Source organism: Commensalibacter communis, from assembly GCF_947179015.1.
GTDB classification, from domain to species: domain Bacteria; phylum Pseudomonadota; class Alphaproteobacteria; order Acetobacterales; family Acetobacteraceae; genus Commensalibacter; species Commensalibacter communis.
In genome coordinates, this window is the sequence record NZ_CAMXCM010000001.1 from 140,773 (window position 1) to 165,531 (window position 24,759).

The 24,759-nt window shown below is 37.4% G+C and carries 22 protein-coding genes; 11 read left to right on the forward strand and 11 right to left on the reverse strand.

All coding sequences use genetic code 11. The annotated features are described in order from the left end of the window. Window positions 1–259: 259 nt before the first annotated feature. Window positions 260–1,060, reverse strand: coding sequence for a tRNA1(Val) (adenine(37)-N6)-methyltransferase (locus tag PQG54_RS00725; RefSeq protein ID WP_271789379.1), 801 nt, complete (start codon window positions 1,058–1,060; stop codon window positions 260–262). Window positions 1,061–1,254: 194 nt separating this feature from the next. Here PQG54_RS00725 and PQG54_RS00730 point away from each other — a divergent pair, with 194 nt between their 5' ends. Continuing rightward, window positions 1,255–2,259: a polyprenyl synthetase family protein gene (locus PQG54_RS00730; protein ID WP_271789378.1), complete on the forward strand. Its 1,005-nt coding sequence runs from the start codon at window positions 1,255–1,257 to the stop codon at window positions 2,257–2,259. Here PQG54_RS00730 and murI read toward each other — a convergent pair. Next, a complete protein-coding gene (gene murI, locus PQG54_RS00735) occupies window positions 2,256–3,077 on the reverse strand; it encodes a glutamate racemase (protein ID WP_271789377.1) in 822 nt (273 codons plus the stop codon). The genes PQG54_RS00730 and murI overlap by 4 nt on opposite strands. A 22-nt stretch (window positions 3,078–3,099) precedes the next feature. Continuing rightward, window positions 3,100–3,861 carry an orotate phosphoribosyltransferase gene (locus PQG54_RS00740; protein ID WP_271789376.1) on the reverse strand — a complete coding sequence of 254 codons (762 nt, stop codon included), beginning with the start codon at window positions 3,859–3,861 and terminating at the stop codon, window positions 3,100–3,102. A gap of 199 nt (window positions 3,862–4,060) precedes the next feature. Between PQG54_RS00740 and PQG54_RS00745 the strand changes: the two genes are divergently transcribed. Next, window positions 4,061–4,324 carry a hypothetical protein gene (locus tag PQG54_RS00745; protein WP_271789375.1) on the forward strand — a complete coding sequence of 88 codons (264 nt, stop codon included), beginning with the start codon at window positions 4,061–4,063 and terminating at the stop codon, window positions 4,322–4,324. 27 nt (window positions 4,325–4,351) lie between these two features. Here the strand turns inward: PQG54_RS00745 and PQG54_RS00750 are convergent, their stop codons facing one another. The 4 genes from PQG54_RS00750 to PQG54_RS00765 form a co-directional block, all read right to left on the reverse strand. Continuing rightward, on the reverse strand, window positions 4,352–5,674 hold the full coding sequence (locus PQG54_RS00750) for a citrate synthase (protein WP_271789374.1): 1,323 nt from the start codon (window positions 5,672–5,674) through the stop codon (window positions 4,352–4,354). 107 nt (window positions 5,675–5,781) lie between these two features. Next, the gene (locus PQG54_RS00755) at window positions 5,782–6,294 is read right to left on the reverse strand and encodes a SixA phosphatase family protein (protein WP_271789373.1); all 513 of its coding nucleotides are present in this window, start codon (window positions 6,292–6,294) and stop codon (window positions 5,782–5,784) included. Continuing rightward, window positions 6,294–6,608: a chorismate mutase gene (locus PQG54_RS00760; RefSeq protein ID WP_271789372.1), complete on the reverse strand. Its 315-nt coding sequence runs from the start codon at window positions 6,606–6,608 to the stop codon at window positions 6,294–6,296. Before PQG54_RS00760 ends, PQG54_RS00755 begins: the two co-directional genes overlap by 1 nt. 35 nt (window positions 6,609–6,643) lie before the next feature. Continuing rightward, window positions 6,644–7,339, reverse strand: coding sequence for a metallophosphoesterase (locus PQG54_RS00765; protein ID WP_271789371.1), 696 nt, complete (start codon window positions 7,337–7,339; stop codon window positions 6,644–6,646). A 168-nt stretch (window positions 7,340–7,507) separates the two neighbouring features. On the opposite strand from PQG54_RS00765, the gene PQG54_RS00770 reads away from it, so the two are divergent. Continuing rightward, window positions 7,508–9,022, forward strand: a complete 1,515-nt coding sequence (locus PQG54_RS00770) for an acetyl-CoA hydrolase/transferase family protein (RefSeq protein ID WP_271789370.1) — start codon at window positions 7,508–7,510, stop codon at window positions 9,020–9,022. A gap of 123 nt (window positions 9,023–9,145) precedes the next feature. Here the strand turns inward: PQG54_RS00770 and PQG54_RS00775 are convergent, their stop codons facing one another. Next, window positions 9,146–9,763: a hypothetical protein gene (locus PQG54_RS00775; RefSeq protein ID WP_271789369.1), complete on the reverse strand. Its 618-nt coding sequence runs from the start codon at window positions 9,761–9,763 to the stop codon at window positions 9,146–9,148. Between the two features lie 177 nt (window positions 9,764–9,940). Between PQG54_RS00775 and ispH the strand changes: the two genes are divergently transcribed. The 4 genes from ispH to PQG54_RS00795 are packed head-to-tail and all read left to right on the forward strand — an operon-like array spanning window position 9,941 to window position 13,436. After that, on the forward strand, window positions 9,941–10,924 hold the full coding sequence (gene ispH / locus PQG54_RS00780; protein WP_271789368.1) for a 4-hydroxy-3-methylbut-2-enyl diphosphate reductase: 984 nt from the start codon (window positions 9,941–9,943) through the stop codon (window positions 10,922–10,924). A gap of 22 nt (window positions 10,925–10,946) precedes the next feature. After that, window positions 10,947–11,906: a homoserine kinase gene (locus tag PQG54_RS00785; RefSeq protein WP_271789367.1), complete on the forward strand. Its 960-nt coding sequence runs from the start codon at window positions 10,947–10,949 to the stop codon at window positions 11,904–11,906. Next, complete coding sequence (gene rnhA, locus PQG54_RS00790) at window positions 11,896–12,351, forward strand: ribonuclease HI (RefSeq protein WP_271789366.1); 456 nt, start codon at window positions 11,896–11,898, stop codon at window positions 12,349–12,351. The genes PQG54_RS00785 and rnhA overlap by 11 nt, the downstream gene beginning before the upstream one ends. A gap of 47 nt (window positions 12,352–12,398) precedes the next feature. Beyond that, entirely contained in the window at window positions 12,399–13,436 is a 1,038-nt protein-coding gene (locus tag PQG54_RS00795; protein WP_271789365.1) for an acyltransferase, read from the forward strand. Window positions 13,437–13,895: 459 nt separating this feature from the next. Here PQG54_RS00795 and PQG54_RS00800 read toward each other — a convergent pair whose 3' ends face one another. Further along, window positions 13,896–14,315: a hypothetical protein gene (locus PQG54_RS00800; RefSeq protein ID WP_271789364.1), complete on the reverse strand. Its 420-nt coding sequence runs from the start codon at window positions 14,313–14,315 to the stop codon at window positions 13,896–13,898. A gap of 260 nt (window positions 14,316–14,575) precedes the next feature. Here PQG54_RS00800 and PQG54_RS00805 point away from each other — a divergent pair, with 260 nt between their 5' ends. From PQG54_RS00805 to PQG54_RS00815, 3 genes are read left to right on the forward strand one after another with little or no spacing between them, the layout of a single operon-like run. Beyond that, a complete protein-coding gene (locus tag PQG54_RS00805; protein ID WP_271789363.1) occupies window positions 14,576–15,415 on the forward strand; it encodes an EcsC family protein in 840 nt (279 codons plus the stop codon). Window positions 15,416–15,418: 3 nt separating this feature from the next. Beyond that, a complete protein-coding gene (gene aat, locus PQG54_RS00810; protein ID WP_271789362.1) occupies window positions 15,419–16,081 on the forward strand; it encodes a leucyl/phenylalanyl-tRNA--protein transferase in 663 nt (220 codons plus the stop codon). 55 nt (window positions 16,082–16,136) lie between these two features. Continuing rightward, window positions 16,137–17,360, forward strand: coding sequence for a DUF4412 domain-containing protein (locus tag PQG54_RS00815; protein ID WP_271789361.1), 1,224 nt, complete (start codon window positions 16,137–16,139; stop codon window positions 17,358–17,360). A gap of 7 nt (window positions 17,361–17,367) precedes the next feature. Here PQG54_RS00815 and bcp read toward each other — a convergent pair whose 3' ends face one another. Both bcp and PQG54_RS00825 read right to left on the reverse strand, forming a co-directional pair. Further along, complete coding sequence (gene bcp, locus PQG54_RS00820) at window positions 17,368–17,841, reverse strand: thioredoxin-dependent thiol peroxidase (protein WP_271789360.1); 474 nt, start codon at window positions 17,839–17,841, stop codon at window positions 17,368–17,370. Between the two features lie 50 nt (window positions 17,842–17,891). Further along, window positions 17,892–20,897, reverse strand: coding sequence for a bifunctional [glutamine synthetase] adenylyltransferase/[glutamine synthetase]-adenylyl-L-tyrosine phosphorylase (locus tag PQG54_RS00825; RefSeq protein ID WP_271789359.1), 3,006 nt, complete (start codon window positions 20,895–20,897; stop codon window positions 17,892–17,894). Between the two features lie 50 nt (window positions 20,898–20,947). On the opposite strand from PQG54_RS00825, the gene PQG54_RS00830 reads away from it, so the two are divergent. Next, window positions 20,948–24,271, forward strand: coding sequence for a YhdP family protein (locus tag PQG54_RS00830; protein WP_271807695.1), 3,324 nt, complete (start codon window positions 20,948–20,950; stop codon window positions 24,269–24,271). The last annotated feature ends 488 nt before the right edge of the window (window positions 24,272–24,759 follow it).

A 24,759-nucleotide genomic window follows, 5' to 3' on the forward strand; every position in this document is an offset into this window, starting at 1 on the left:
TTCTTTTGGGTTATTCATCTCGTAAAGATGGCGAATAATCTCAAAATAGCAATCTATATCTGCATAATAATATCCAATCGCTAGTGCAGATATTGATGAAATGATGATAAATATTATATATATGGTATCTAAAAAAATGTAAATATACTATATATAGTTTTTAAGCGATTACAAAGAAATGCTATTTTTATTCAAATAATCATAAAAAAAAATATATGACTTGATTTTTATATGGGTTGTTTATCTAATTTAATTTGTTTTAAGGAAGTAAGCAAAGCATTTGTCCATCTCTGAGGATATGATTGGCTTGGGTGGTAAAATCACCATTTTCATTGTGTAAAATCATACCTGGAGAGATCTGACTTCCCCCCGTAGATCCCATACGCCCTTGTAATAAAATGATTCGAGAAGAGCGATTCAGTTTTGGCCATAATGGAAATAAAACGATAGATCCTAGTTTATACTGATTCATGATCGCGCTGGCCTCAACATATAAAGAGGCAGAGAGAGCAAGGGTTAACGTGCCGCCTTGGCGTAATGGTCGGCTCAGTGCATAGATCCATTCTGCAAGACAATCTTTTGGGAGTCTTTTTGCCAAATCTTTTTGCAGATCAGGAGAAGGAAAGCTATTATGGGCATGCCAAGGAGGATTGGCAAAGACATGATCGACGTGTTCTTGTCCTTTGGACAGAAAATCAAAAGGACGCTTTGGGAGTTTTGGAAGGCTTACTTCAACAACCTTAAGGCGATTCATATGGTTAAGTTGAAAATTTTCATTTGCCAATGTAAGCATTTTTGGATTTTGTTCAAAACCAATGCCTGTAATATTTGGAACACGATAGTTTAGGCACATTAATCCAGCCCCCGCGCCACAACCGCCTTCAATAATGGTTTGACCAGGTTTTGCTGGAATAGATGCCGCCATTAAAATGGGTTCAAGTGCCGTTCTATATCCTTCTTGATATTGTCGATAGAAAATCTTTCCTCCGAGAAGTGTTCCATCAGATGTTTTTTTTGATTTATGGTGTATAAAAGAGGACGAAGATGATAGCGATTGCATAAATCATGAACCAAAAAGATGTTTCGACAAAATAAATTATATACTAACTTAATAATAAGTGAGGTGTTAAAGATAAAAATGTTCTATAGTCTTGTTTTTGGATTGAATAAGAATATTTAAAGTTTTACACATAGTTGGTTGGAATTGAAAGTAACAATTCTATAAAAAGATAGAAGAGTAAGAAGCCCATCTCAATGGATAAAAAAGAACCCTTACAAAGATTATTAGATTACTTAGACGAAGATATGACGCTTTGTAATCGTGTCATTATGGATAGAATGCAAAGCTCTGTAGAATTAGTTTCACAGTTAGCTGCGCATCTTATTGTTGCTGGGGGCAAGCGATTACGCCCTTTGTTAACGTTGGCTTCAGCTCGGTTATGTGGATATGAATACAGCCCTGATGATGTGATGCCTCGTCATGTCCGTTTGGCAACGTGTATTGAATTTTTGCATACGGCCACTTTATTACATGATGATGTGGTGGATGAAAGCTTGTTGCGACGTGGGGCAGAAAGTGCCAATGTCGTATTTGGGAATGCAGCTTCTGTGTTAGGGGGGGATTTTTTATTTTCCCGCGCTTTCCAGATTATGACAGAAGATGGATCATTGGAAGTCATGCGCATTATTTCCCAAGCTTCTGCGACGATCGCAGAAGGCGAATTGTTGCAAATGACGATACAAAATGATTTATCGACATCTATCGTTCGATATTATGAAGTCATCTATGGTAAAACTGCTGCTCTTTTTGCCGCTTCTTGTCGAGTTGGGGCAATTGTTGCTGAACGGTCTTTGAAAGAAGAAGAAGCATTAGAAGCTTACGGTCTCAATTTAGGAATGGCTTTTCAACTTGTGGATGATGCGTTGGATTATTCAGCAAATCAAGAAGAGTTAGGTAAGACAGTTGGTGATGATTTCCGTGAGGGAAAAATTACTTATCCTATCTTGATTGCTTATCAACAAGCAGATGCAGAAGAAAAGAAATTTTGGGAACGGGTTATTGAAGCTTGCGATCAAAACGAAGATGATTTGAAACATGCTCTGTTCTTAATTCATAAACATCAAGCTCTAGAGGCAACGTTGCAAGAGGCCATGAATTTTGCCAACAAGGCATGTGATGCTATTCGTTTTTTTCCTGAAGGAGAACTACACAGCTTATTTGAGGATATTGCTCGATATACTGTTAATCGTCACTTTTAAGATTCGAAATGTGATAAGTCTGTATAACCCATTGTTAATATTTGTGTTAACAAAGCCTTATCTTCAGTGGGTAAGGCAGTATAATAAAAATTATTCTTTCGTGGAATGTTATTGTTAGGTAAATGATTGCTCTGCAACATGATGTCTAAAGCATGTTTTGCCACAGCATTTGCAGGGTCTAGCCACTGAATATGACGAGGCGATAACGCTTGTAGATGAGGTAAGACAAAAGTGTAATGAGTGCATCCTAAACAAACAGTGTCGATTTGGTCTGCTGATGGCATCTGTAATAATGCATCAATTTCTTTTTGAATATCTTCTGAATTATATGCCTCTTGCCTAAAAACGCGTTCAGCAATTTGTGCCAAAGTCGGTGAGCCATATCCAATCAGTTGACAATCTGCTGCAAATTGTTCTTTTAAACTTGTAAGATAAGGTCTTCTCACGGTGGCACGCGTTGCTAATAGCCCAATATGCTTAGATTGACTGATCCTAGCAGCCCAACGAATGGGTGGAACGCAGCCGACGAAGGATGTATTTGGGTAATTTTCTCTCAGAGCCTGTAGGGCAATTGTACTGGCTGTATTGCAGGCAATAATTACCAGATCAGGCTCTAACCGATCAATTGCAATACCAATTAAATTAATAATTCTTTGAATTAAAAAATTATCTTCTTGCTCGCCATAAGGGAAGATTAAATTATCTTCCAAATAATCGATCGATAAATTAAAAGAAGTGTTTTGAAGCTGCTGTTGGAGGCTTTGGACAATACCAAGCCCCCCAATACCAGAATCAAATGCAAGGATATGATAGGTCATTTGTATGACAAAGATTTATGAACTATAAACGTGCTTTTTTATAAGCTAATGCTTCTTGTTCATTGCTGACACCACCATGTTTGGCAGACCAAGCACAAGGATCTTCTAAGAAGCGTCTGATTTCAGAAGTGTCGCCATTTGAAAAATATGGATATTCAGAGCTTACTTCTAAAATATCCCACCATGTGCAAAGTGAATGAAGCGTAATACCCATTTCACTTAACGTTTGATAGGCACTGGTAAATACGCCATAAAAAAAGACAACGAAGGCATGGTCTACGATTGCACCTGCATCGCGTAATGCTTTGGCAAAACCAATTTTAGACATACCATCTGTGGTTAAATCTTCAACTAACAAAGTGCGCATATTTTCTGGAACGTCGCCTTCGATTTGTGCATTACGTCCAAATCCTTTTGGTTTTTTTCGCACATATGCCATCGGTGTCATCATGCGATCTGCAAACCATGCAGCAAAAGGAATCCCCGCCGTTTCACCACCAACCACAGCATCAAAAGATTCGTATCCGACATGGCGACAAATTTTCTCTACACCTAATTCAATAATTTTTGCTCTGGCTCTGGGAAAGAAAATAATCTTGCGGCAATCAATATAAACAGGAGACTTCCAACCTGCAGTCAGAAGATAAGGATCATTTGGGCGATAATTAACAGCTTTGATTTCTAGTAATAATCTTGCTGTAATTAATGCAGCATCACGATCCCACTCGGTCATACGAGGAGAACGAGGTTGTTTTCTGGTAGAAGCAGTTGTTGTTTGAGACATAATAAGTTCGTGTCCTGTTTTAAAATCTTACTTGTGATGTTCAATCTTATATATATGGTTTTTTATAAAAAATCAGTAAATATCGTGTTAAAAATGTCAAAAGTCCCAAGAAATCATCAACAGTTTATTATAAAGTGACTTTACTTAGATGGTATTGCTTCTTATTCTTAACTTTTTGTTAATAAATTGGGAATCGCTGATGACTATTCTGGCAAATAATATACAACGTCGATGTGAACGCTCTGTTATTACAGCTTATCAAGAGTTAAAATCAGCAGGGGTGGATGAGGTTCAAGTGTTCAAGAGCTGCACAAATTTGTATAGAATCTATCATCCCGAATCGTCTATTACAGAAGCGCGTTTGTTGGTTTCTGAATGGATCGATCATTATTTTTATAATGTATCAGACGGTGGAACTCGTGGATGTAATTGTGCCGAAGCTTCAGGAAATTTAAAACACTAAATTTCCTGAATATTATTTTAGTTTGAATTATTTTGAGTTTTTAAGATCGCGTTCTGTTGGGCCAGTATATAGCTGGCGAGGGCGGTAGATTCTGCGTAAAGGATCGTTAAACGCTTCTTTCCATTGGCTGACCCAGCCGACTGTACGAGCAACCGCAAATAGTGCAGTAAACATCGTTTCTGGAATGCCCATTGCTTTGAAAATAATGCCAGAATAAAAATCCACGTTTGGATATAATTTACGTTTTACAAAATATTCATCTTGTAGAGCGTATTTTTCTAATTCCATTGCAAGCTCTAATAATGGATCATCGGTTCCTAATTCGCGAAGTACTTCATCACACGTTTTTTTCATGATTTGTGCTCGTGGATCGAAGTTTTTATAGACACGATGTCCAAAGCCCATTAAGCGCACATCACTGTTTTTATCTTTGACTTGGGCGATGTAATCAGGAATATTTTCTTTCGTGCCAATGGTATGAAGCATTTTTAGAACAGCTTCGTTGGCACCACCATGAGCAGGTCCCCACAAAGCCGCAATACCCGCGGCAATACATGCAAAAGGATGAGCCCCCGTAGAACCTGTAAGTCTTACGGTAGAAGTCGATGCATTTTGTTCGTGATCGGCATGTAAAATCAGAATAAGATCTAATGCTCGACTAAGAATAGGATTAACTTTGTAAGGAGCATCTGGACGAGCAAAAAGCATATTTAGGAAGTTTTCTGAATATGAGTAATCTGCTCTGGGGTAAACAAAGGGTTCACCACGAGAATATTTGTAAGCCCATGCAGCGATTGTCGGAATTTTGGCAATGAGGTGAACAGCCGCAATATCACGACTTTCTTCATTTGATGTATCTGTACCTTCTGGATAGAAAGCAGACAAACCAGCAACCGTTCCGCAAAGGATGGACATTGGGTGGGCATCACGACGAAATCCATTGAAGAAGTTACGGATTTGTTCATGTAGTAACGATTTTTCTTCTAGGCGATTGACGAATTCGTTATATTCATGACGCGTAGGTAAATTTCCATATAAAAGTAAGTAAGCTACTTCTGGAAAACTTGATTTTTCAGCGAGTTGTGTAATAGGGTAACCTCTGTAAAGTAGAGTACCTTTCTCTCCATCAATGTAAGTGATTTTACTTTCGCAAGACGCTGTTGTTCCAAGGCCTGGATCGAATGTAAATAAATTGAGGTCTTTTTGTAGGTTGCGTATATCAATAACATTATTGCCGTTAGTCCCCGATAAAACGGGCAATACTGAGCTTTGCCCTTTATAAGTAATGGTTACAGAACCTTCATCTTGGGGTGGGCTAAAAGATGGAGCGGTTGGCGTGGTTTGAGTCATACACTTACTCCTAAGTAAAATATTAAAGTTATTAAGACTGATTTATTAAAAATATTATAACAAAAAATGAAACATATCTTGTCACGTCTATGCGAGGCGTGCAAGTTTTATGGATGATAAGAGGACAACAATCCTTGATGCCAGTTAATTTCAGACCAATTTTCACAATAGAAATGAATTTCTACAAGCGCACATTTAGGAAGGGATCTAGATAGAGAATCTTGCAGCACGCTTTGATGTAACGGATTAATAGAAAGTAAATCATAAGCAAATTGATGTAGTCCAGGATTGTGCCCGATGATTAGTGCTGATTTCCCATGGGTGATTTGTTGTGTACAAGCTAATAAAATTTCAGGATCACAAAGATACAGATTATTATCAGTAATAATCTGTGATTTATCGATATTTATATCTAAGTAGCTTAGTGTTTCAGCGGTTCGTTTGGCAGCACTACATAAGATCGTATCGATAAGAGGAGTTTTATTTTTGAGTAGCGTTCCTTTTTCAATCGCTTGTTGCTGTCCTTTTTTGGTCAAAGGGCGATCAAAGTCAGTATTAGCGTGATCGCTTGCTTTAGCATGTCTTAGGATAAAAAGAGTTAAATAAGAGGATGTAGGCATTATTTACTATCTTTTTGTTCGGCAATGGCTTTGTGATGTTGAATCACTTCTTTAATAATAAAATTTAAAAATTTCTCAGCAAAGTCAGGATTTAACCGTGCGGATTGCGCCATCTCACGTAAACGCGCAATTTGTCTTGCCTCTCTTTGCGCGTCTGCAGGGGGAAGGTTATGAGTTGCTTTGAGTTCTCCAACTGTTTGAGTCAAACGAAAACGTTCTGCTAGGATATGAATTAAAGCATTATCAATATTATCAATACTAAGACGAAGATTTTGTAATTGTTCTAAAGCATCTGCAGAAGAAGGAGAGCTCATTATATATGATCCTTTTTAAATAAAAATAATGATATTTATAAAGTAATATCAACCCATGATAAATGCCCGCCTTTGCTGGCGCCTGTATCCATAAATATTGCTGTGCCACCAGCATATCCTTTGCGTACCCAAGGTCTACCATCGGTTGAACGGCAATCATGACCACAATATAAAGTATATCCTTCGGGAATATGATTAACCCATTTTAATTTGCGTACAGGATATCCACTTTTATAAAGTTTATTGCTGGTTTCCCCGTACAAAGCTCTAGATAAAAGAGGATTAATCTGTGCCAATGGGTTTAGAGGTGGTTGTTCTGTAAGCATTCTTGTGTGAAAGCCTGCGTGAACGAAAATAAGTTTTTTAAGAACAATCCAAGCTGGAGCCTGTTCTAAGGCGTGGATAATTTTTTCGGGTAGCTCTTTATCATGATGGCTGTTAATTTGTTCAATTGTCTCATTCAAGGCATTATCTATACGAGGTTTATGCCCTTTAAGAACGAGCCCTAGTTTGCGATCATGATTTCCAATAAGAAATAATCCTCTTTTTTCTTCGATGACTTTTAACATCAAAGCCATGACTTTGCCGCTTTCTGCGCCGTAATCAACCAAATCGCCTAATTGTATAATAAAATGGTTTGTATGTACGGCGTGCTTAAAGGCGTGCCAATCACCGTGCACGTCTCCAATAATACGCAAAGATTTAGGGTTCGATGAAAACAAACTAGACATAAGAAAGTATTTTAAACATAAAGTACAAAATTTGCATCATATATTTCATAAAAGGAATCTCTAGAATATGCGCTCACGGTGTTTTGTGCTGCGTATGTACAGTTTTTTATCTCTTTTTGAGGGCAAAGCGGGTTATATTGTTTCAATTACAATTAATAAGAGGGCATTATGAATCAAGATAAGCGTATTCATCATACTGGATTACAACGTAAGATATGTAGTGCAGAGGATGCTGCACAATGGATTAAGCATGGTGATTTAGTGGGGGTTAGTGGTTTTACAGGCTCAGGTTATCCTAAGGCTGTTCCAGGTGCTTTGGCTCAGCGCATAAAAGAATCTCATAATAAAGGTGAAGAGTTCAAAATTAAAGTGCTGACGGGTGCTTCAACTGGTCCTCAAATGGATGGTGTTCTTGCAGAAGTCAATGGTGTTTCTTATCGGTCATCTTTTAATACAGACCCAAAAATGCGTGAGCGTATTAACAATGGTGATACAACCTATTTTGATATGCATTTGGGTCAGGTTGCTCCTTTTTATCGTAGCGGTGCAATCGGTGATATGGATGTTGCAATTATTGAATTGTCAAGTGTTCGTGCAGATGGCACATTGATTGCTTCGTCGGCAGTTGGGAATAACCAGCTCTGGTTAAATAGTGCTAAAAAAGTTATTTTAGAAGTTAATTCATGGCAACCCGAAGAACTAGACGGAATGCACGACATTTGGGAAGTTTCCACCAATTATCCGCAGGATATTATCCCTATTCGTACTCCATCAGATCGTATTGGTGTTGATTATATGACGGTTGATCTTGAGAAGGTGGTTGCTATTGTAGAAACCGATACGTCTGATCGTAATACTCCGTTTAGCCCACCTGATGATAATGCGCGTATGATTGCAGGTCATTTGATGGAATTCTTAAAAGATGAAAAAAAGAAAGGTCGAATTCCAGAAAAATTCTTACCATTACAATCAGGGGTTGGAAATGTTGCCAATGCTGTGATGGAAGCGTTAAGTCAAGGAGATTTTGAAAATCTGACAGCCTATACCGAGGTGATCCAAGATGGGATGTTAGCAATGTTGGAAAGTGGAAAAATGAGTGTTGCTTCAGCGACTTCATTTTCACTTAGCCCTGAGAAAGTACAGTATTTTAATGATAATATCAGTAAGTTCCGCGATAAAATTATTCTGAGACCTCAAGAAATTAGTAATCATCCTGAAGTCATACGCCGTCTTGGGTGTATTGCGATGAATGCTGCTATTGAAATTGATATTTTTGGTAATGTTAATTCAACCCATATTATGGGTACGCGCATGATGAATGGGATTGGTGGGTCTGGTGATTTCGCACGAAACTCTAAACTTACAATTTTTATGACACCATCTTTGGCTAAAAATGGTGCAATTTCTGCAATTGTTCCGATGGTTTCTAGAGTAGATCATGCCTCTATGGATATTCATGCCGTAGTGACAGAATATGGATTGGCTGATCTGCGAGGGCTTGCTCCGAAACAACGTGCAGAATTATTAATTGAAAAATGTGCACATCCAAACTTTAGACCTTTATTAAGAGAATATTTCAAAAAAGGTTTAGATAATGGTTCGATGTATACACCGCATTATTTAAAAGAAGCTCTTTCTTGGCATGAGCGTTTTGTTGCTACGGGTAGCATGCTGCCGAAGTAAATTTAAATCTTTTAACTCCGTCTGTTGATATTATTGTAGTGATTGACCAGAATGTTCAAAACGGACGGGTTTAGATGTTAGAGCTTGCAAGGTTACGTATAATAACCTTGCAGTTTAAAATTATCAGTAACTCTTATACTGTACAGGTCTGAAATGATCACGATTATACGCAAGTTGTTCTGGTGATAATTGAAAACCAATAAACAGCTCATATCCATCTGGTTGTCTATCGGCTGTTGCTGGGATTTTGAGTAATATTTTATCAGATTTTAAAGTAACTTGATCGATGTTATCTGGAAATTGTACATTTGCAACAAATTGCTGTTTATCTATAATCTCGCCGTTTTTAATCATCGTAATAAAGTATGGAATTTGATAGCGACGTTCTTGTGCTGCAGGACCACGTTTGACTTGAATGACGACATTCATCGTTGTATCGATTTTATCGGTATACGCTTTTTTTCGTTTTTTCTTTTCTTTATTATCTTCGTTTTTAGGATCGTCTATACAATTTCCTTCGGCTCCTAAGATACTTGCTTTGGTTACCAGATGAGCAAGATCATTTGTATTATTTGAAAATTGATAGGCATCAGAGGCAGAGGAAAGAACCGTCACCTTGGGACAAGCAGGTGGGAAATCATATGTTTCTTTTGCATTACATCCTAAGAGGAAAAGGCTGGCACTTATTGGAACAAACAAAGTGTTTAATACTGGTTTTTGAAGAATGTTTAAAAGAATCATATTTTTACTGCCATGATAGTATATTGATTAAGAACAACGATGTTTGCATAACATAAAGCAAAATGATTAAATGTGGAATATACTGTATATTTAAATTCTTAATGTGAAATGGTATCTTGCCTACCGATCAAACTATAAATATATAGTATATACATTAATTATTTATTTGGAAAAGTCATGCCTAGTCAAAATTTAGAATCCTCTGCGACAGATTCTCGTGCATTAAAAGTCTTATTGGCTGGACCACGTGGTTTTTGTGCGGGTGTAGATCGTGCCATTCGTGTGGTGGAAGAAGCATTGCGCAGGTATGGTGCTCCTGTTTACGTGCGTCATGAAATTGTTCATAATCGTACTGTTGTTGAAGATTTAGAAAAACAAGGTGCGATCTTTGTAGAAGAACTTGATGAAGTTCCGCAAGATGCGCATGTTGTGTTTTCTGCTCATGGTGTGCCTAAAACGGTGCCACTAGAGGCAGAACGCCGTAATTTGCTTTATCTTGATGCTACTTGTCCGTTGGTTTCAAAAGTGCATAGAGAAGCAGAGCGTCATTTTGCCAATGGTGGAGAAAACTCTCGTCATATTTTGATGATTGGACATGCTGGACATCCTGAAGTTGTCGGCACAATGGGGCAATTACCTGCTGGTGCAGTAACGTTGATTAAAGATGCAGATGAAGCGAGAACGGTTCAACCAGAGAACCCAGCAAGATTAGCATTTATAACGCAAACAACTCTTTCAGTTGATGATACTGCTGAGATTGTAGCAATTCTTCGTGATCGCTTTCCTCAGATCGAAGGCCCTAAACGTGAAGATATTTGTTATGCAACCACGAATCGCCAAGAGGCTGTAAAAAGAATAGCGCCAGAATGTGATTTAGTACTTGTGATTGGCTCACCTAATTCTTCTAACTCACAACGTCTACGTGAAGTTGCAGAACGCTCTGGAGCACCAAAAGCATTGTTGATTCCTAAATTGGAAAATTTAGAATGGGATGCTCTGGATGGGGTTAATGTATTAGGGATTACAGCCGGTGCTTCTGCGCCAGAGACGTTGGTGCAAGAAATTATTGAAGCCTTGTCTGATAGGTTTAGCCTCAACATTGAAGAGCGTATTGTTAAAGAAGAACACGTTACCTTCAGTTTACCAGCACCACTAGGATAATTAGGAATTATAGGGCTTATTCATGGCCGTTTATACGCAAGTTTCAGAACAGGAAGTCTCGCAATGTTTACAAAATTACGAGATCGGTGATCTTGTAAAATTGAAGGGAATTGCTCAGGGAGTTGAGAACAGTAATTTTTTATTGGAAACAACGACGGGCAAATATATTTTAACGCTTTATGAAAAGCGAATTAAGGCTGAGGAATTACCTTGGTATTTGGAATATATGGGGCATTTGGTTAAACATGGTGTTTCATGTCCTTTGCCTGTTGTCGATAAAGATGGCGTTGCGTTGACTGTTCTTGCTGGACGACCAGCAGCGATCGTTACTTTTCTTGAAGGAAAAGAAGCGTCTGAAATCACTGAACATCATTGTTTTTTACTAGGGCAAGCCATTGCCCAACTACATCTGGCTGGTTTAGGTTTTACCAAATGCAGAAAAAATAATGTGGGTCCAGATTCTTGGCAAGAGTTATTAAATAAATCAAAGGGCTACGATCAAGAGCAATTGATTCAAGAGATTGAACCTGTTTTACAAGAAATATTATCCCAATGGCCAACTGATAAGAATAATTTACCAATTGGGCAAATCCATGCTGATATCTTCCCAGATAATGTGTTTTTTTCTGCGCCAGATCAATTAAGTGGGTTTATTGACTTCTATTTTGCTTGTACTGATTTCTTAGCCTATGATTTGGCTATTGCGATTAATGCTTGGTGTTTTCAGGATGATGGTCGTTGTCTAACGAATTTATCGGCCGCCGTGATAAATGGGTATGAGACTATACGTCCGTTAACGACCGAGGAAAAACGTTTTTTCCCAATATTGAATATGGGTGCAGCAGTTAGGTTTTTATTAACGCGGCTACATGATTGGATTCATACGCCTGCGGATGCCTTGGTTACACCAAAAAACCCTAAACCATATCTATACCGCCTTCGATACCATCAAACATTGATAGCGCTTTCTGATGGAACATGATGCCAGTGCCACTTTAATCCCTGTTGATATCTGGACAGATGGCGGGTGCAGTCCCAATCCTGGTGCAGGAGGATGGGGAGTATTATTGCGTTGTCGTGGAAAAGAGCGTGAATTATCTGGTGGGGAAGCAGAGACAACGAATAATCGTATGGAGTTAACCGCTGCTGCTGTGGCTTTAGAAACATTAACTCGTCCTTGTTTGGTCAATTTATATACAGATAGCGAGTATGTAAGAAAAGGAATTACTGAGTGGTTGGCAGGTTGGAAACGGAATGGCTGGAAAACTTCGGCTAAGAAACCCGTTGCGAATGCTGATTTATGGCAACGTTTGGAAGCAGCAGCAGAAAGTCATCAAGTGCAATGGCACTGGGTTAAAGGGCACTCAGGCCATCCTGAGAATGAACGCGTCGATCAGCTGGCCACGCAAGGGCGTATTGCATTATAGATAATATAATACGTAGAACTATAATGTAATAATAATATGGAGCTATTATGTCTTCTTTGGTACAACAGAATAGAATTGAGTGGGTAGATCAATTAAAAGCCATTTGTATGGCTTTAGTTGTATTTACGCACTGTCATGAGAATACAGCTAATATTTCACTAGGTTTTAAATCAATTTTTTATTCAATTGATCGTTGCGGTGTACCTATCTTTTTTATGTTATCAGGTGCATTTATTATTCAAAAAGCCAATACAGATGATATCGCAAGTTTTTATATAAAGAGATTACCTCGATTTATTGTAGCAATATTTTTTTGCTGCTTTATAACTAATTTTGTTTATTTAATAGCTCATGATAATTTACCTTTAGGTAATGCCTTACTTACATCGCTAATCAAATATAATGGGGTATTTGGTTCTACAGGGGCGACAGTTCAAATTTGGTTCATGTATCCTTTAATACTTATTTATTTGCTTGCACCTTTTATTGCTAAAATGGTGATTAAAACGAGAACATCAAACATTTTATTTTTATTGGCACTTTCTATAATTTTTGGGCAACTTCAAAGTACATTAAATACCTTTGGTTATAATTCAGAATTTCTTTCTCGTTTTGGAGGAATTGATTTTCCTAGCCCTTATATATCCTATTTTATTATTGGTTACCTTATTTTTAATAAAGTACAAAAAAACAATAAAATGATTTTTTTCTTAGCAACTGCTATTTTTATTTTCTCTGTATCTACTGTATATTACCTTGATGCTAAGAAAGGTGACCTTTATGGTGAATTACACTGGTATGGTACATCTTTGTTTATTTACATCTCTAGTATCAGTTTAGTGTTTGCACTAAGATTCGTTCTAACAAAGATTAATTTAAATCTAATGAATGATATTGGTCAGAAATCTTTTGGTATATATTTATTACATGATGCTTATATTTTTATAATTATTTATTTCACTCAAAATTATAATTTGTACTGGTATAATAATGTAACAATTTTATTCTTATTTAGCTTTCTTCTTTCTTATATAACAACTAAGTTACTATATAAAATACCAGTATGTAAGTATGTTATAAAATAAATAAAAATTTTTGTTACATAAAATTCTCTCTATTTCATATTTGAAAAAGGGGGAAGTAGATTTGTACAAAGATTTAAATGACTTGCTAAAAGCAACATCAGCCTTAAACTTAGATTCCCACAGAAATTAAATGCTTCATCAACACTATTAAACCACCATTGGATAAAGGAATAATTATTCGTTGTATAAGTATTAAAGCCAAGTGATTGAACCAAGTTTGGTTAATAAAAACTGCTTTTGTGTTTTAAGTAGATTTTTTGTATCGAAGATTTGCTCTCGTAAAATATGTGTTATTTATTGCTTGGTTAATTTTTTAGTGCAGAATAAATTAGTTTACTTAATTGAGAAATGCTAACATGTTTTAGTGTTATATAAAATGTTATATTTAGTATTTGCTAAATAAGTTATATTTGTTTGTGCATTAGTAAAAGAATGCACAAACAAGTGCGCAATATAAAATTAATATCCGTCTCCAACACTCTGTTGTAAGATTGCATTTCTGTTGCCACCGGGTTGTCCAGCATATGTGTCATAAGATGCTGCGGCATTATAGGGCGGGGAAACAGGTGCGTCAAAATAAGCACGAATACCCGTTCCTGGAATATTAATGGATGGTCCATTATATGGTCTGTTAGGGGATTGGCTTGGGGTCGAACCAGGTAATCCAGGCCCTTTTTTAGAAGTAACACTATCGGATTGTGTAGCAGTCATTGAACTGGTGTATTCTTGCACAGGTTGATATTCTGACATGCCAGGACTTGGGGTGGGGCGTGCTGTATTTTGTTGTGCAAAAGAAGAGCTTGCTATTCCAACACTGCCAAAGAGAAGAGAAAAAGACAAAAGCGTTTGGGTAATTGTTTTTTTTGTAAAGCGGAACATTTGATAAATCCTTTTCCAGTAGTTATATTACAAATAAATCTTTTTATGCAGCAATCAATAATAAAAAGTAGAATAACAGAGATTTAAAAAAAGATGGTTTTTATGCCATATATTTTGAATAAAGATACTTTAAACGGGATCAATGAAATCAAGTTGATGATAAAGTAGGTTCAATTTTTAAAAAATAATATGATATTGTAATTTACTTTATTATTCATTCGTTTTGATATCATGATACCAAGAAAAAGAAGGTTTCGCAAATGACCATTAAAGATCATACAAGTTTAACACCACTTTCTTTGAACGATCAAGAAATTGCCCAATTGACGCAAGCGCTGGATAAATTGGAATCTGGTCGAGGGGTTTTGCTGCGTCTTGCTGATATTATGGGGGGCGCTGTGGGACATGCGGTTAAATTAAGTAGTCGTAGCCTTGGGTTGTCTGGCAATTTTCAACAGAAAATACAAAATTTAGCTAATAGTGCCGTTCAGATTGCTTTTGATGTTGCAATTGTAGGTATGGATCATCAATCAGGTCGTTTGAAGAATTTACCAAACTATAACAAAATACGCAGCTCGGTGATGCAAGCAATGGTCGTTACTTCTGGTGCTGTGGGTGGTTTTACTGGATTTACAGGAATGCTGCCTGATATCAGTTTTACCACATTGGCGCTGATGCGAGAGATTGCTAATATCGCTCAGGAAGAAGGTGAGGATCTATCCAATGAAGATACAAAGAGAGCCTGTTTAGAAGTCTTTGCGCTGCGCTCTTTTGGAAATGCAGGGCGTGCTAATGAGGAAAATGAACTAGGCTTTTTCTCTGCGCGATTAATGTTGCGTGGGCGACCTATGGTATTGTTAATGGCGGATATTTCTTATCAATATGGCCTTAGCTTGTCACAAAAATTGAGTTTACAAATGATGCCTGTGGTTAGTGCTTTGTGTGGTGCATCTTTGAATGCAGCGTTCTTGTCGCATTATCGTGCATTGGCGCGCGTGCATTTTGTTGCACGTCGATTGGAACGTGAACATGGACCTTTGGCAAAGGAAACGATTGAATATATTCGTAAACAACGTTTTGACGAATATGCAGCCTCTTAAAATATGTCAGTAAGCAACGAAGAGATTACGGCTGATATTTTGTTAGAAGCCTATAGGCAAGGTGTTTTTCCTATGGCTGATGATAAAGATGATCCAAGATTATATTGGTATCGTCCAGAGGAAAGAGGTATTCTTCCTTTGGACGAGTTTCATTTATCAAGACGGTTGGCAAGGACTGTTTTAGCCAATCCTTACGAGGTTAAAGTCGATACCGATTTTTTAGCGGTGATTGATGCATGTGCACATCCGACACCTCAAAGAGAACAAACATGGATTAATCAGCCCATACGTTCTTTGTTTTTTGAGCTTTATGAACGAGGTCACGCTCATACTGTAGAAGTGTGGGACAAGGATCATCTGGTGGGTGGGTTATATGGGCTGTCAATTGGGCAAGCTTTTTTTGGAGAAAGCATGTTTTCAAGAAAAACTGACACTTCGAAAATTGCATTAGTACATTTAGTTGCACGGTTAAGGTTAGGTCATTTCCAACTATTAGATACTCAGTTTATGACATCGCATTTGGCTCAATTTGGTGGGTTGGAAATTAAAGATTTAGAATATGAAACACGATTATATCAGGCGATTACACGATCGGGGCATTGGTTAAATAATGAGTGGCAAGCCGATATTTTCCAAGAAATCAAAGCAATGCGTGCATCAAGATAAGTTTGCGCATATAGTATCGAATAATTATAGTTAATAAATGAAGGTTCAAAAAAGAATGTCGTCTCTTTTAAAAAAGAATTATCAATTGCCTTTATATAAAGGGGTGATGTTTGGTTTGGGTTCTTTCGTGATGATTTCTGGGGCGTGGGCTCAAGATGTCAGTTCTGAAAAGCCTTTATTTATGCCCAAACGCGATGTGACCGTTCTTTATGCCGTCAAACCAGAAAATTCGTCTTTGTTGCAAAGCAGAAAGATTATTTTTTCTGGTGATGGTAACAGATTACGTGTTGATGGTCCTGACAATATGGGAATTGTCATTGTTGATTCTGCAAAAAAAACGGCGACCGTGATTGCCAATAAATCAAGGGTATATGCAGTTGTTCCCAGTAAATCCGATCAATATGGTTTATTTTTAGATCCTAAAATGACTTTTCAAAAGAAAGGTACCGAGCGTATTGCAGGCGTTTTGTGTCGAGATTGGAAAGTAAAAGGCCCCAAAGGTTCGGCAGTTGTTTGTATTACAGATGATGGGGTTTTGTTAAAACAAGAAGGTACTGATGCAGACGGAGTTGAAGGGAAAACCGTTGCTTTATCCGTTGATTATAGCAAATTGCCTGAAGCAACATTTCAAATTCCTGTTGGATACCAGCCTGTAAAACTACCTCAGCATAAAGGGGATACACCAACTTTAATCGCACCGAATAGTGTAGCTCAACCCTTGATTCCGATGAAAGCAAAAGCAGCTGATGAGTCAAAAGGATTAAAAGTTGATGCGGATCAAAATCCTTTTATTACCCCTCAACATGATGTGGATGTTGTTTATGCAATTGCTGGAGCAATGCCTGGTTTACCACCATTCCATCAAAGAATGCGTTGGTCTGTAGGGGAATGGAAACAACGTATTGATTCTCAAGGTGTCGATACATACATGATTACCGATTATAAAAAGCAGCAATTGGTTGTGTTAAATCCAGAATTAAAGAAAAAAACAACAATGCCTGCACCTGGAGACTCAACTTTAGCCCCTGGGCAAAGGCCTGCTGGAGATTATATGAAGGTTGGTGAAGCCACCGTTGCAGGTCAACATTGTAATGAATGGCAAATCGTTGATAGCGAAGGCAATCCTAATGACATTTGTTATACAGATGATGGGGTGATGTTACGTGTCGTACGAAATAATATTCCGTTAGTGGTGGCGTTAAAAGTGAATTATGCCCCACAAGATGCAAAACTATTTCAGGTGCCATCTAATTTAACAGAATTGGCACCAGCGCAGTAAAATAGGCTTACTGGTCAAGTTCTTGGATGGTTTTTAAGACATCCTCAACATGACCAGTAACTTTTACTTTTGGCCAAATTTTAACAATTGTACCTTGTTCATCGATTAAAAATGTAGCCCGTTCAATGCCCATATATTTACGGCCATACATCGATTTTTCAACCCAAACGCCATAGGCTTCTGTCACATGTCCTTCTTCATCAGAAGCCAGAGGAAAGGTCAGATTATATTTATCTGCAAATGCTTTTAATTTTTTAACGGGGTCTCTTGAAACGCCAATCACTGGAATATTAATTTTGTTCAAAGTAGAAAGGTTTTCCTCGAACGCACAAGCCTCTTTGGTGCAACCAGAAGTATCTGCTTTTGGATAAAAATAAAGAATAAATTTCTTCCCTTTTAACTCAGATAAGGAAATCGATTTATCTAGTTGTGTTTGCATTTCAAAGTTCGGTGCTTTGGCACCTTCGGTTAATGTTGTCATTGCACATACCTTTATGATTTAAAGAAATAGAATAAATACAGCATATCAGTTTATGTAAGAGAGCCAATATATTTTATAAAAATAGTTCTGACCTGTTTACCAATCATTTCTGCTTTTTCTTGAATTTTCGTAATGGCTTGAATATCTTGAGTCGCTGTTCCCAAAAGGTCTCTGGACATTACTTCGATAATTGCAGGTGTCAGATCTGTGGTAATCTCTTTTGGTGGTAATTTGCCAAAGAAAATTCTTAGTAGACTTTGTAGATTTCTCCAGAAACAATCAGCCTGAATTAATATTTTCGCATCTTTAGCGTCTAAAACATTATGCTTGGCTAAATTTCGTAAAGCAATACGGGTGCATGGATGAAAAATACTTGGATTTTTGGCAATTAATTGCAGCGTTTGAGCAATGAATTCAACTTCCATTAATCCTCCAGTAAGGTGTTTAACATCCCAAGGACTGCTGGGCGGGGCATCTCTTAACAAACGTGCTCTCATATCAGCGGTATCTCTTAGCACTTTTTTATTGCTGAGGTTATGAGGTGCATTTAATAATGCGTGTTGAATAGTCTTGGTTATCTTTTTTTGTAATTTTAATGGACCACCAATAACTCTGGCTCTTGTCAATGCCATTCTTTCCCATGTCCAGGCTTCTTCTTTGTGGTATCGCTTAAAAGAAGTCAGAGAAACCGCAACGGGACCCTTGCTGCCAGAGGGGCGTAAACGCATATCAACTTCATATAATGAGCCCGCTGAACCAGCATTGGTGATGGCAGAGATAAAATTCTGTGTGAGTCGTATGTAATAGTTATTGGTCGAGAGCGAGCGCTGCGTTGAATTGTTTTGGTGCGTAGTGTTACATACACTTTCGTAAATTTCTGGTGGATGATCAAAAATCAACATTAAATCGAGATCAGAACCAGCAGTCATTTCCCAAGAGCCAGCTTTTCCCAAAACAACAATACAAATCCCCCCATTGGGGATTATTCCATATTTCTTTTTGTGCTCTTTGGTAACTTGCTCAAGCAACGATTTCATGATGCTATTGGCCATGGAGGTGCGTAAAATCTGGGCTTTATTAAGGCTAAGTTGATTATCTAGATGTGCTACGGATAATCGAAATTCTTCACTATGTACTAAACTATGTAACGCAGGAATAACATCCATATAATATTCGGCATTTTTAAGGTAATTTCGAATCGTTTTTTGTAAATCAAATCGGTTTTTCACCATATTTGTTTCTAAGAGTGCATCAATAGCGGCTGGATTGCTGGCGATATGTTCAGCAATAAAGTGGGATGTTCCAATAACGGCTGACAATCGTTTGATTAATGCGGGATTGCGTTCGAATAGGGATAAAAGTTGAATACCCGCACGGTGGCGTGCCAGAATAGTGTCAAATCGTTGTAAAACCAATAACGGATTGCGTTGGTTGGCAAATGCATCTAGTAACTTAGGGAGTAGATTGGTTAGAATAGTTCTCGCCTTGGCCGTTCTTAATGCTCTGGGACCACTATCATTCCATGATTGTAAAATGGTGGCAGCTTCGACAGGAAATCCTTTTTGGTTTAAATATTCCTTCAGCTCTTCGGTTGGCATATCTAGAATATATTGCTCATCATTTTCAGGGGTGGCAAATAATCCTTCAAAGGTTTGTCTGACAAATTGCATCAACGGAAATAGATCATGAGCAAATTTCTGAGGTGTTTCATATCCCATGAAAATAGAAAATTGTTCAAGTTCCTCAAGACTATTGGGTAAAGAATGGGTTTGATAATCATTTTGCATTTGCAAACGATGTTCAGTCTTACGCAATAAAGAATATGCTTCGATGAGTTTTTGTGTTTGAGATGCGGTCAGTAAGTCTTTGTCGGTCAGTTTTGTTAAGCCACCAACGGTTGTGGAATCTTGTAATTCTGGAAAACGCCCGCCCCAAACCAATTGCATGGTTTGAGGACAAAATTCGATCTCTCTGATCCCGCCGTGCCCTAATTTAATGTTTTGACCAACCAGCCAATTTAGGGCGTCTTGATCTGATATATTGGGGGGAAGTTTTGATAAATTTTGTTTGCCAGTTTTTTTATGTTGATCTATTCTTTTTTTCATTGCGTGAATATCGTCAATCACGGTGAAGTCGAGATGTCTGCGCCAAATGAACGGGCGAATGGCTTCTAAGAAAGTATAACCAGCTGGAATGTCCCCTGCAATCGGTCTGGCTTTGCTCATTGCAGTGCGTTCCCATGTTTGACCTAAACTTTCGTAATAAGTAATTGCTGCTGGTAAAGAAACAGCCAAAGGAGAAGAAGAGGGGTCTGGACGTAACCGCAAATCAGTTCGGAATACATAGCCATTTTCGTCGCGCTCTTCCATTAAAGAAACGAGTTGACGTGTCAGTCTCACAAAAACCGTATTTAAGTCATCATTATCTGGATAAGTGTCAGGATCGTATAAAATAATCAGATCAATATCAGAGGAATAATTTAATTCTTTTGCCCCAAGCTTTCCCATTCCAAGGACAATAAATCCACAATTTTTTTCAGGGGTGTTTGGATTGTGTAAATTTAATTTTTTATTTTGGTGTGCATGGAGTAAAAGATGATTAATAGCAAGATTTAATGTTGTTTCTGCAAGTGTGCTGAGCGTTAAAGTGATTTGTTGTAATGACCACACATTTCCAATATCTGCCAGAGCGCAACTTAATGCAATTTTTTGTTTAGTGACGCGTATTATTTTGGCGACTGCTTGACGAGATTCTTGTGCTGAAAATTGATGTAGCGTATCAAAGGTTATTTTACAGGCAAGATCAGGATCATTTTGTAATAGGAATTCAAAAAAATGGATATTTTGTAAAATTAAATGTGATAAATAAGGGCTGTTACCACCAATAGAATGAATAAGACTAACGATTATTTCTTGATCTAAAAAAGAGGGATCTTTTTCATACTGTATCCATAATTTCACAAGGTCTTCGTGAAATAAATCAGCGGATTGTTGATTTGCTGGTTTAGGCCAGTTTTGATGAAACCACGGAATTGAGGTAGAATGGGGTGCAGGCATATCAATGATCCTTGTAATTCCTAATCCATTGATGAGTAGTTATATAAAGTATGCAATCGAATACAGACCAAGAACCACAGACGATAACGACACAAAAATATCTTATACGATGGTTAAAAAACTTTCTATTCCTTATTCTTGGAGTAGTAATTTTTTTAAGCGCTATTGTGGTGACTGGTGGTATTTATCTTACTTTAGAGCCGGTGAATATTACGCCTTTTGTAAAATCTTGGTTACCTATACCTATTATCAAAGGGACGAACAAACACCACCCAGCAGGAACGTTGAATTTTCAGAAGCTTGTTGTTGCGTGGCCTGTATGGAAACTAGGTTTCTCAGCGCCTTTGCAAATAGAAATTCAAAAAGCTGAGATTTTGGATTATCAAGAACATGTGCAGGGAAGTATCCAATATGCAAAGCTCGGCTTGGCAGTTGCCCCTTTATTTCATCGTGAGATACAGCCTTTGTCCTTGAATGTGGTTGGGGCAGAGTTACGGTTTAAAAGAACAACGGATCAAAGTATTCAACTAGATCTAGTCGATCAAAAAAAGAGCTCTTCTAAGTCTAAGTTTCATTTTAATCTAAAATACCTGCATGACATTACTATTCGTAATAGCCATGTTAAATTAATGGATGAAGTGAATAATAAAGTCATTCAATTAAAACAAATTGATATGAATATTTCACCATTTTATATTCAAAATACGTTGGGCGTTGTTGGGCATGTAATGGCGCAGCTTGATGTTGATGGTCATGTGATTAATCTGAGTGCACAAAGTGGTGCCGATGAGAATATCGAAATAGCACGTCAGATGCTTAATAACACAGGTTTACTAAAATGGCATGTGCAGATGGATGGGTTCAATCCTGCTGATTTTGCACAAATCAATCCAGCGTTAAAAGAATTAGCACAAGTTAATCTTCCCATTTCACTTATGGCAGATATTGGCTTAAAATCAGAACAAAATCAATCTGTTATAGAACCTTATGAAATGTCTTTAACTATTAAAACCGGTAAAGGCAAAGTTGGGGTTAAGGGGCAAGATTTATATCCATCATCGCTTGATGCGCATATTCGTGCTAATTTTTCAACAGATTTGTATAAACCAGCTCATGTGACAATTGACAAGATGGCTTTGCAATTACGCTCTCCCAAGGCATTGGATCAGGATCAAAGTGGGCCATTATTCCAATTTACTGGATCTTTGTTTTTATCAAGCTTAATTAAGACTAAAGAAGTTAGAGTAAATTTCTCGGCGAATAGTTCAACGTTAGATTTTGCAACGATCAAAGATTACTGGCCTGCAATGGTTGCCAAAGGTGCACATGCGTGGGTAACAGAGAATATCACATCTGGGCAAGTGCACGGATTTAATATTGAAGCTGGATTATCCAGCCAAAAAGGCTGGGAACATTTGGATTTAGTGCATCTGGGCGGTGGTATTAAAGAAGCCGATCATGCGGAAATCCATTGGCTGCGTCCAGCCCCACCGTTAAAAGATATGAAAGCGAGCCTACGCTTTGTGGATCCTAGTCGTATCTATATCAAGCTTTGGGATGGGTATCAGGTTGTATATCCTAATAATACACCAACAGATCAATATCACAAATTATCAGTGCCCAAAGGAGATATGTGGATTACTGGGCTTGATAATCATCAAGAAACAGGGATAATTTCAACTGATATCCAAGGAAAATTACAAGATATTATTGCGCTTTTATACGAACCTAGATTACGCTTATTATCCCGACATCCTTTGCCTTTTAAGCATCCCAGTGGAGATGTCAAAACGACGTTAAAAGTCAAACTTCCTTTGAAAAAGAAAGTCAAAATAGAGCAAATTTCTATTCAAGGTCATAATGAAATTCGCAATGCGTATTTAGATAATGTCGCTTTGGACAGAGATTTTAAAAATGGGTCATTGACGATCAACGTAGATACCGACCATTTGGAGTTAACAGGCAAGGGGATATTCTCTGTTTTTCCTGTAACCTTAAACTATATGCAAAAATTCTCGCATAAGAGTGAGCAAAGTATTACAGAGATCGCTCAGGCAAAATTGGATATTACCCCTGATCGTTTTAAAAAAATGAAGGTCGATACATCGGGCGATTTTATAGGAGAGATCCCTTTATATGTTGGGTATCAGAAATTGCATAATGGTCAAGCAACTGTAAAATTACGATTTGATTTGCTTAATGCAGGTGTTCAATTGCCGATATGGACAAAAAATATTGGGCAACCAGCCATACTTGCTGGCGAAATAGCACTAGATCAAGGAAAATTAATTGGTATTAATAATTTATATGCGCAAGGAAAAGATCTTTCATTAGATGCTAATATTGATGTTATTAATCATACCCCTCAACAGTTAAATATTACGTCTTTCCAAATTGGTCGTTCAATTGGCCAAGCCAGCTTAAATATTCCCATGACCAAAGAAGCGATGAACAATCCACAAAAGGGCGATATACGTCTTTCTGTAAAAGCGGATGCTTTGGATATCGCACCTTTTGTTCACAAATATGTGGGGCAAGATAAGAAAAAAAGTAAAACCACGAAAGCGAAAGATCAATATCAACTTCCGATTGCTGCAACAGGTCGATACTCAGGGCCAAGAGGACGCAAGTGGGTTGTGAATATACAAGCGCAAAAGATTTTTTATCGCAAAGATCAATTCCTAAGCAACGTGACAACGTATATGGAGTATAATGGGGTGCGCTTGATGCGTTTATCTTATGGGATGCGCAAACCTTTTGTATTGACAGCCTCATTATTCCCCAAAGATCAATATCGATATTTTCATTTAGAGGCTCAAGATTTTGGTCAGATTTTAGAAACGGTGGGCGTTTCAACACAATTAAAAGGAGGAACGGTTGTTTTTAAAGGGCAATTTGATGATGCTAAACCTTCTGCACCTTTTACTGGTCGGGTTAAGATCAAAAATGTGACGTTAGAAAATGCCCCGCTTGCTATGCGCCGATTAAGCGATGCGTCAATTTACGGTTTGTTTAAGAAACGAAAAAACAAGGAAATTATTTTGGATACTATTCAAACTAATTTATCATTAGGTGATGGAATTTTAAATGTTACCGATGGGTTAGTGCATAACGCAGAGCTAGGGGCCACGTTGCAAGGTGATATCGATCTTAATCAAGCCAATTTAAATTTAAGAGGGACGATCGTGCCTGTATACGCAATTAATAAACTATTTGGTTTTTTACCTGGCGTTGGTAAATTGTTTAGTCCAGAAAAAGGGGGCGGGTTTGTTGCCGTTCCTTTTGATATCGAGGGTGGCTTTAAAAAACCAATTTTTGATTTATATCCTGCTCGAATTTTAACCCCAGGGGTTTTAAGAGAGCTGTTTTATTAGTTAAATTTTATTAACGAAACCGTAGCATTTTATTTATAGATAAGTGTTTAATAAAATACGACCTGGGAATAACGATTGTATTTCAGTTGCAAAAGTGAAGGAAATAATAATACAAAAGTTGAATGAAGAGCTTTCACGTTTTATACAGTTATATCGAGTTTTAGAGTGAATCTAATTGCCTTAATACTGCCTTAATCTCGACTTATTGACCTTAATTATGATTTTTTGATTTAAAAGAAATTTGTAATATTATGGGTTATTTCTTTTGTGTAACAAGAATTCATTTAATCTAGTATCATATTTAAATGGTTTATAATCATTCTTATTATGGCATGATTATTCATTTATATAAAATCATACTGATTATATAAATTAAGCGTTATATGAGAGCTTTATAATTTGTAGTCATGTTAAATGATTAAGCACATCGTTATTTAAGCTGCTGTGAAAATTATTTATTATTAAAACTAAAGAAATGGAGCATTTAG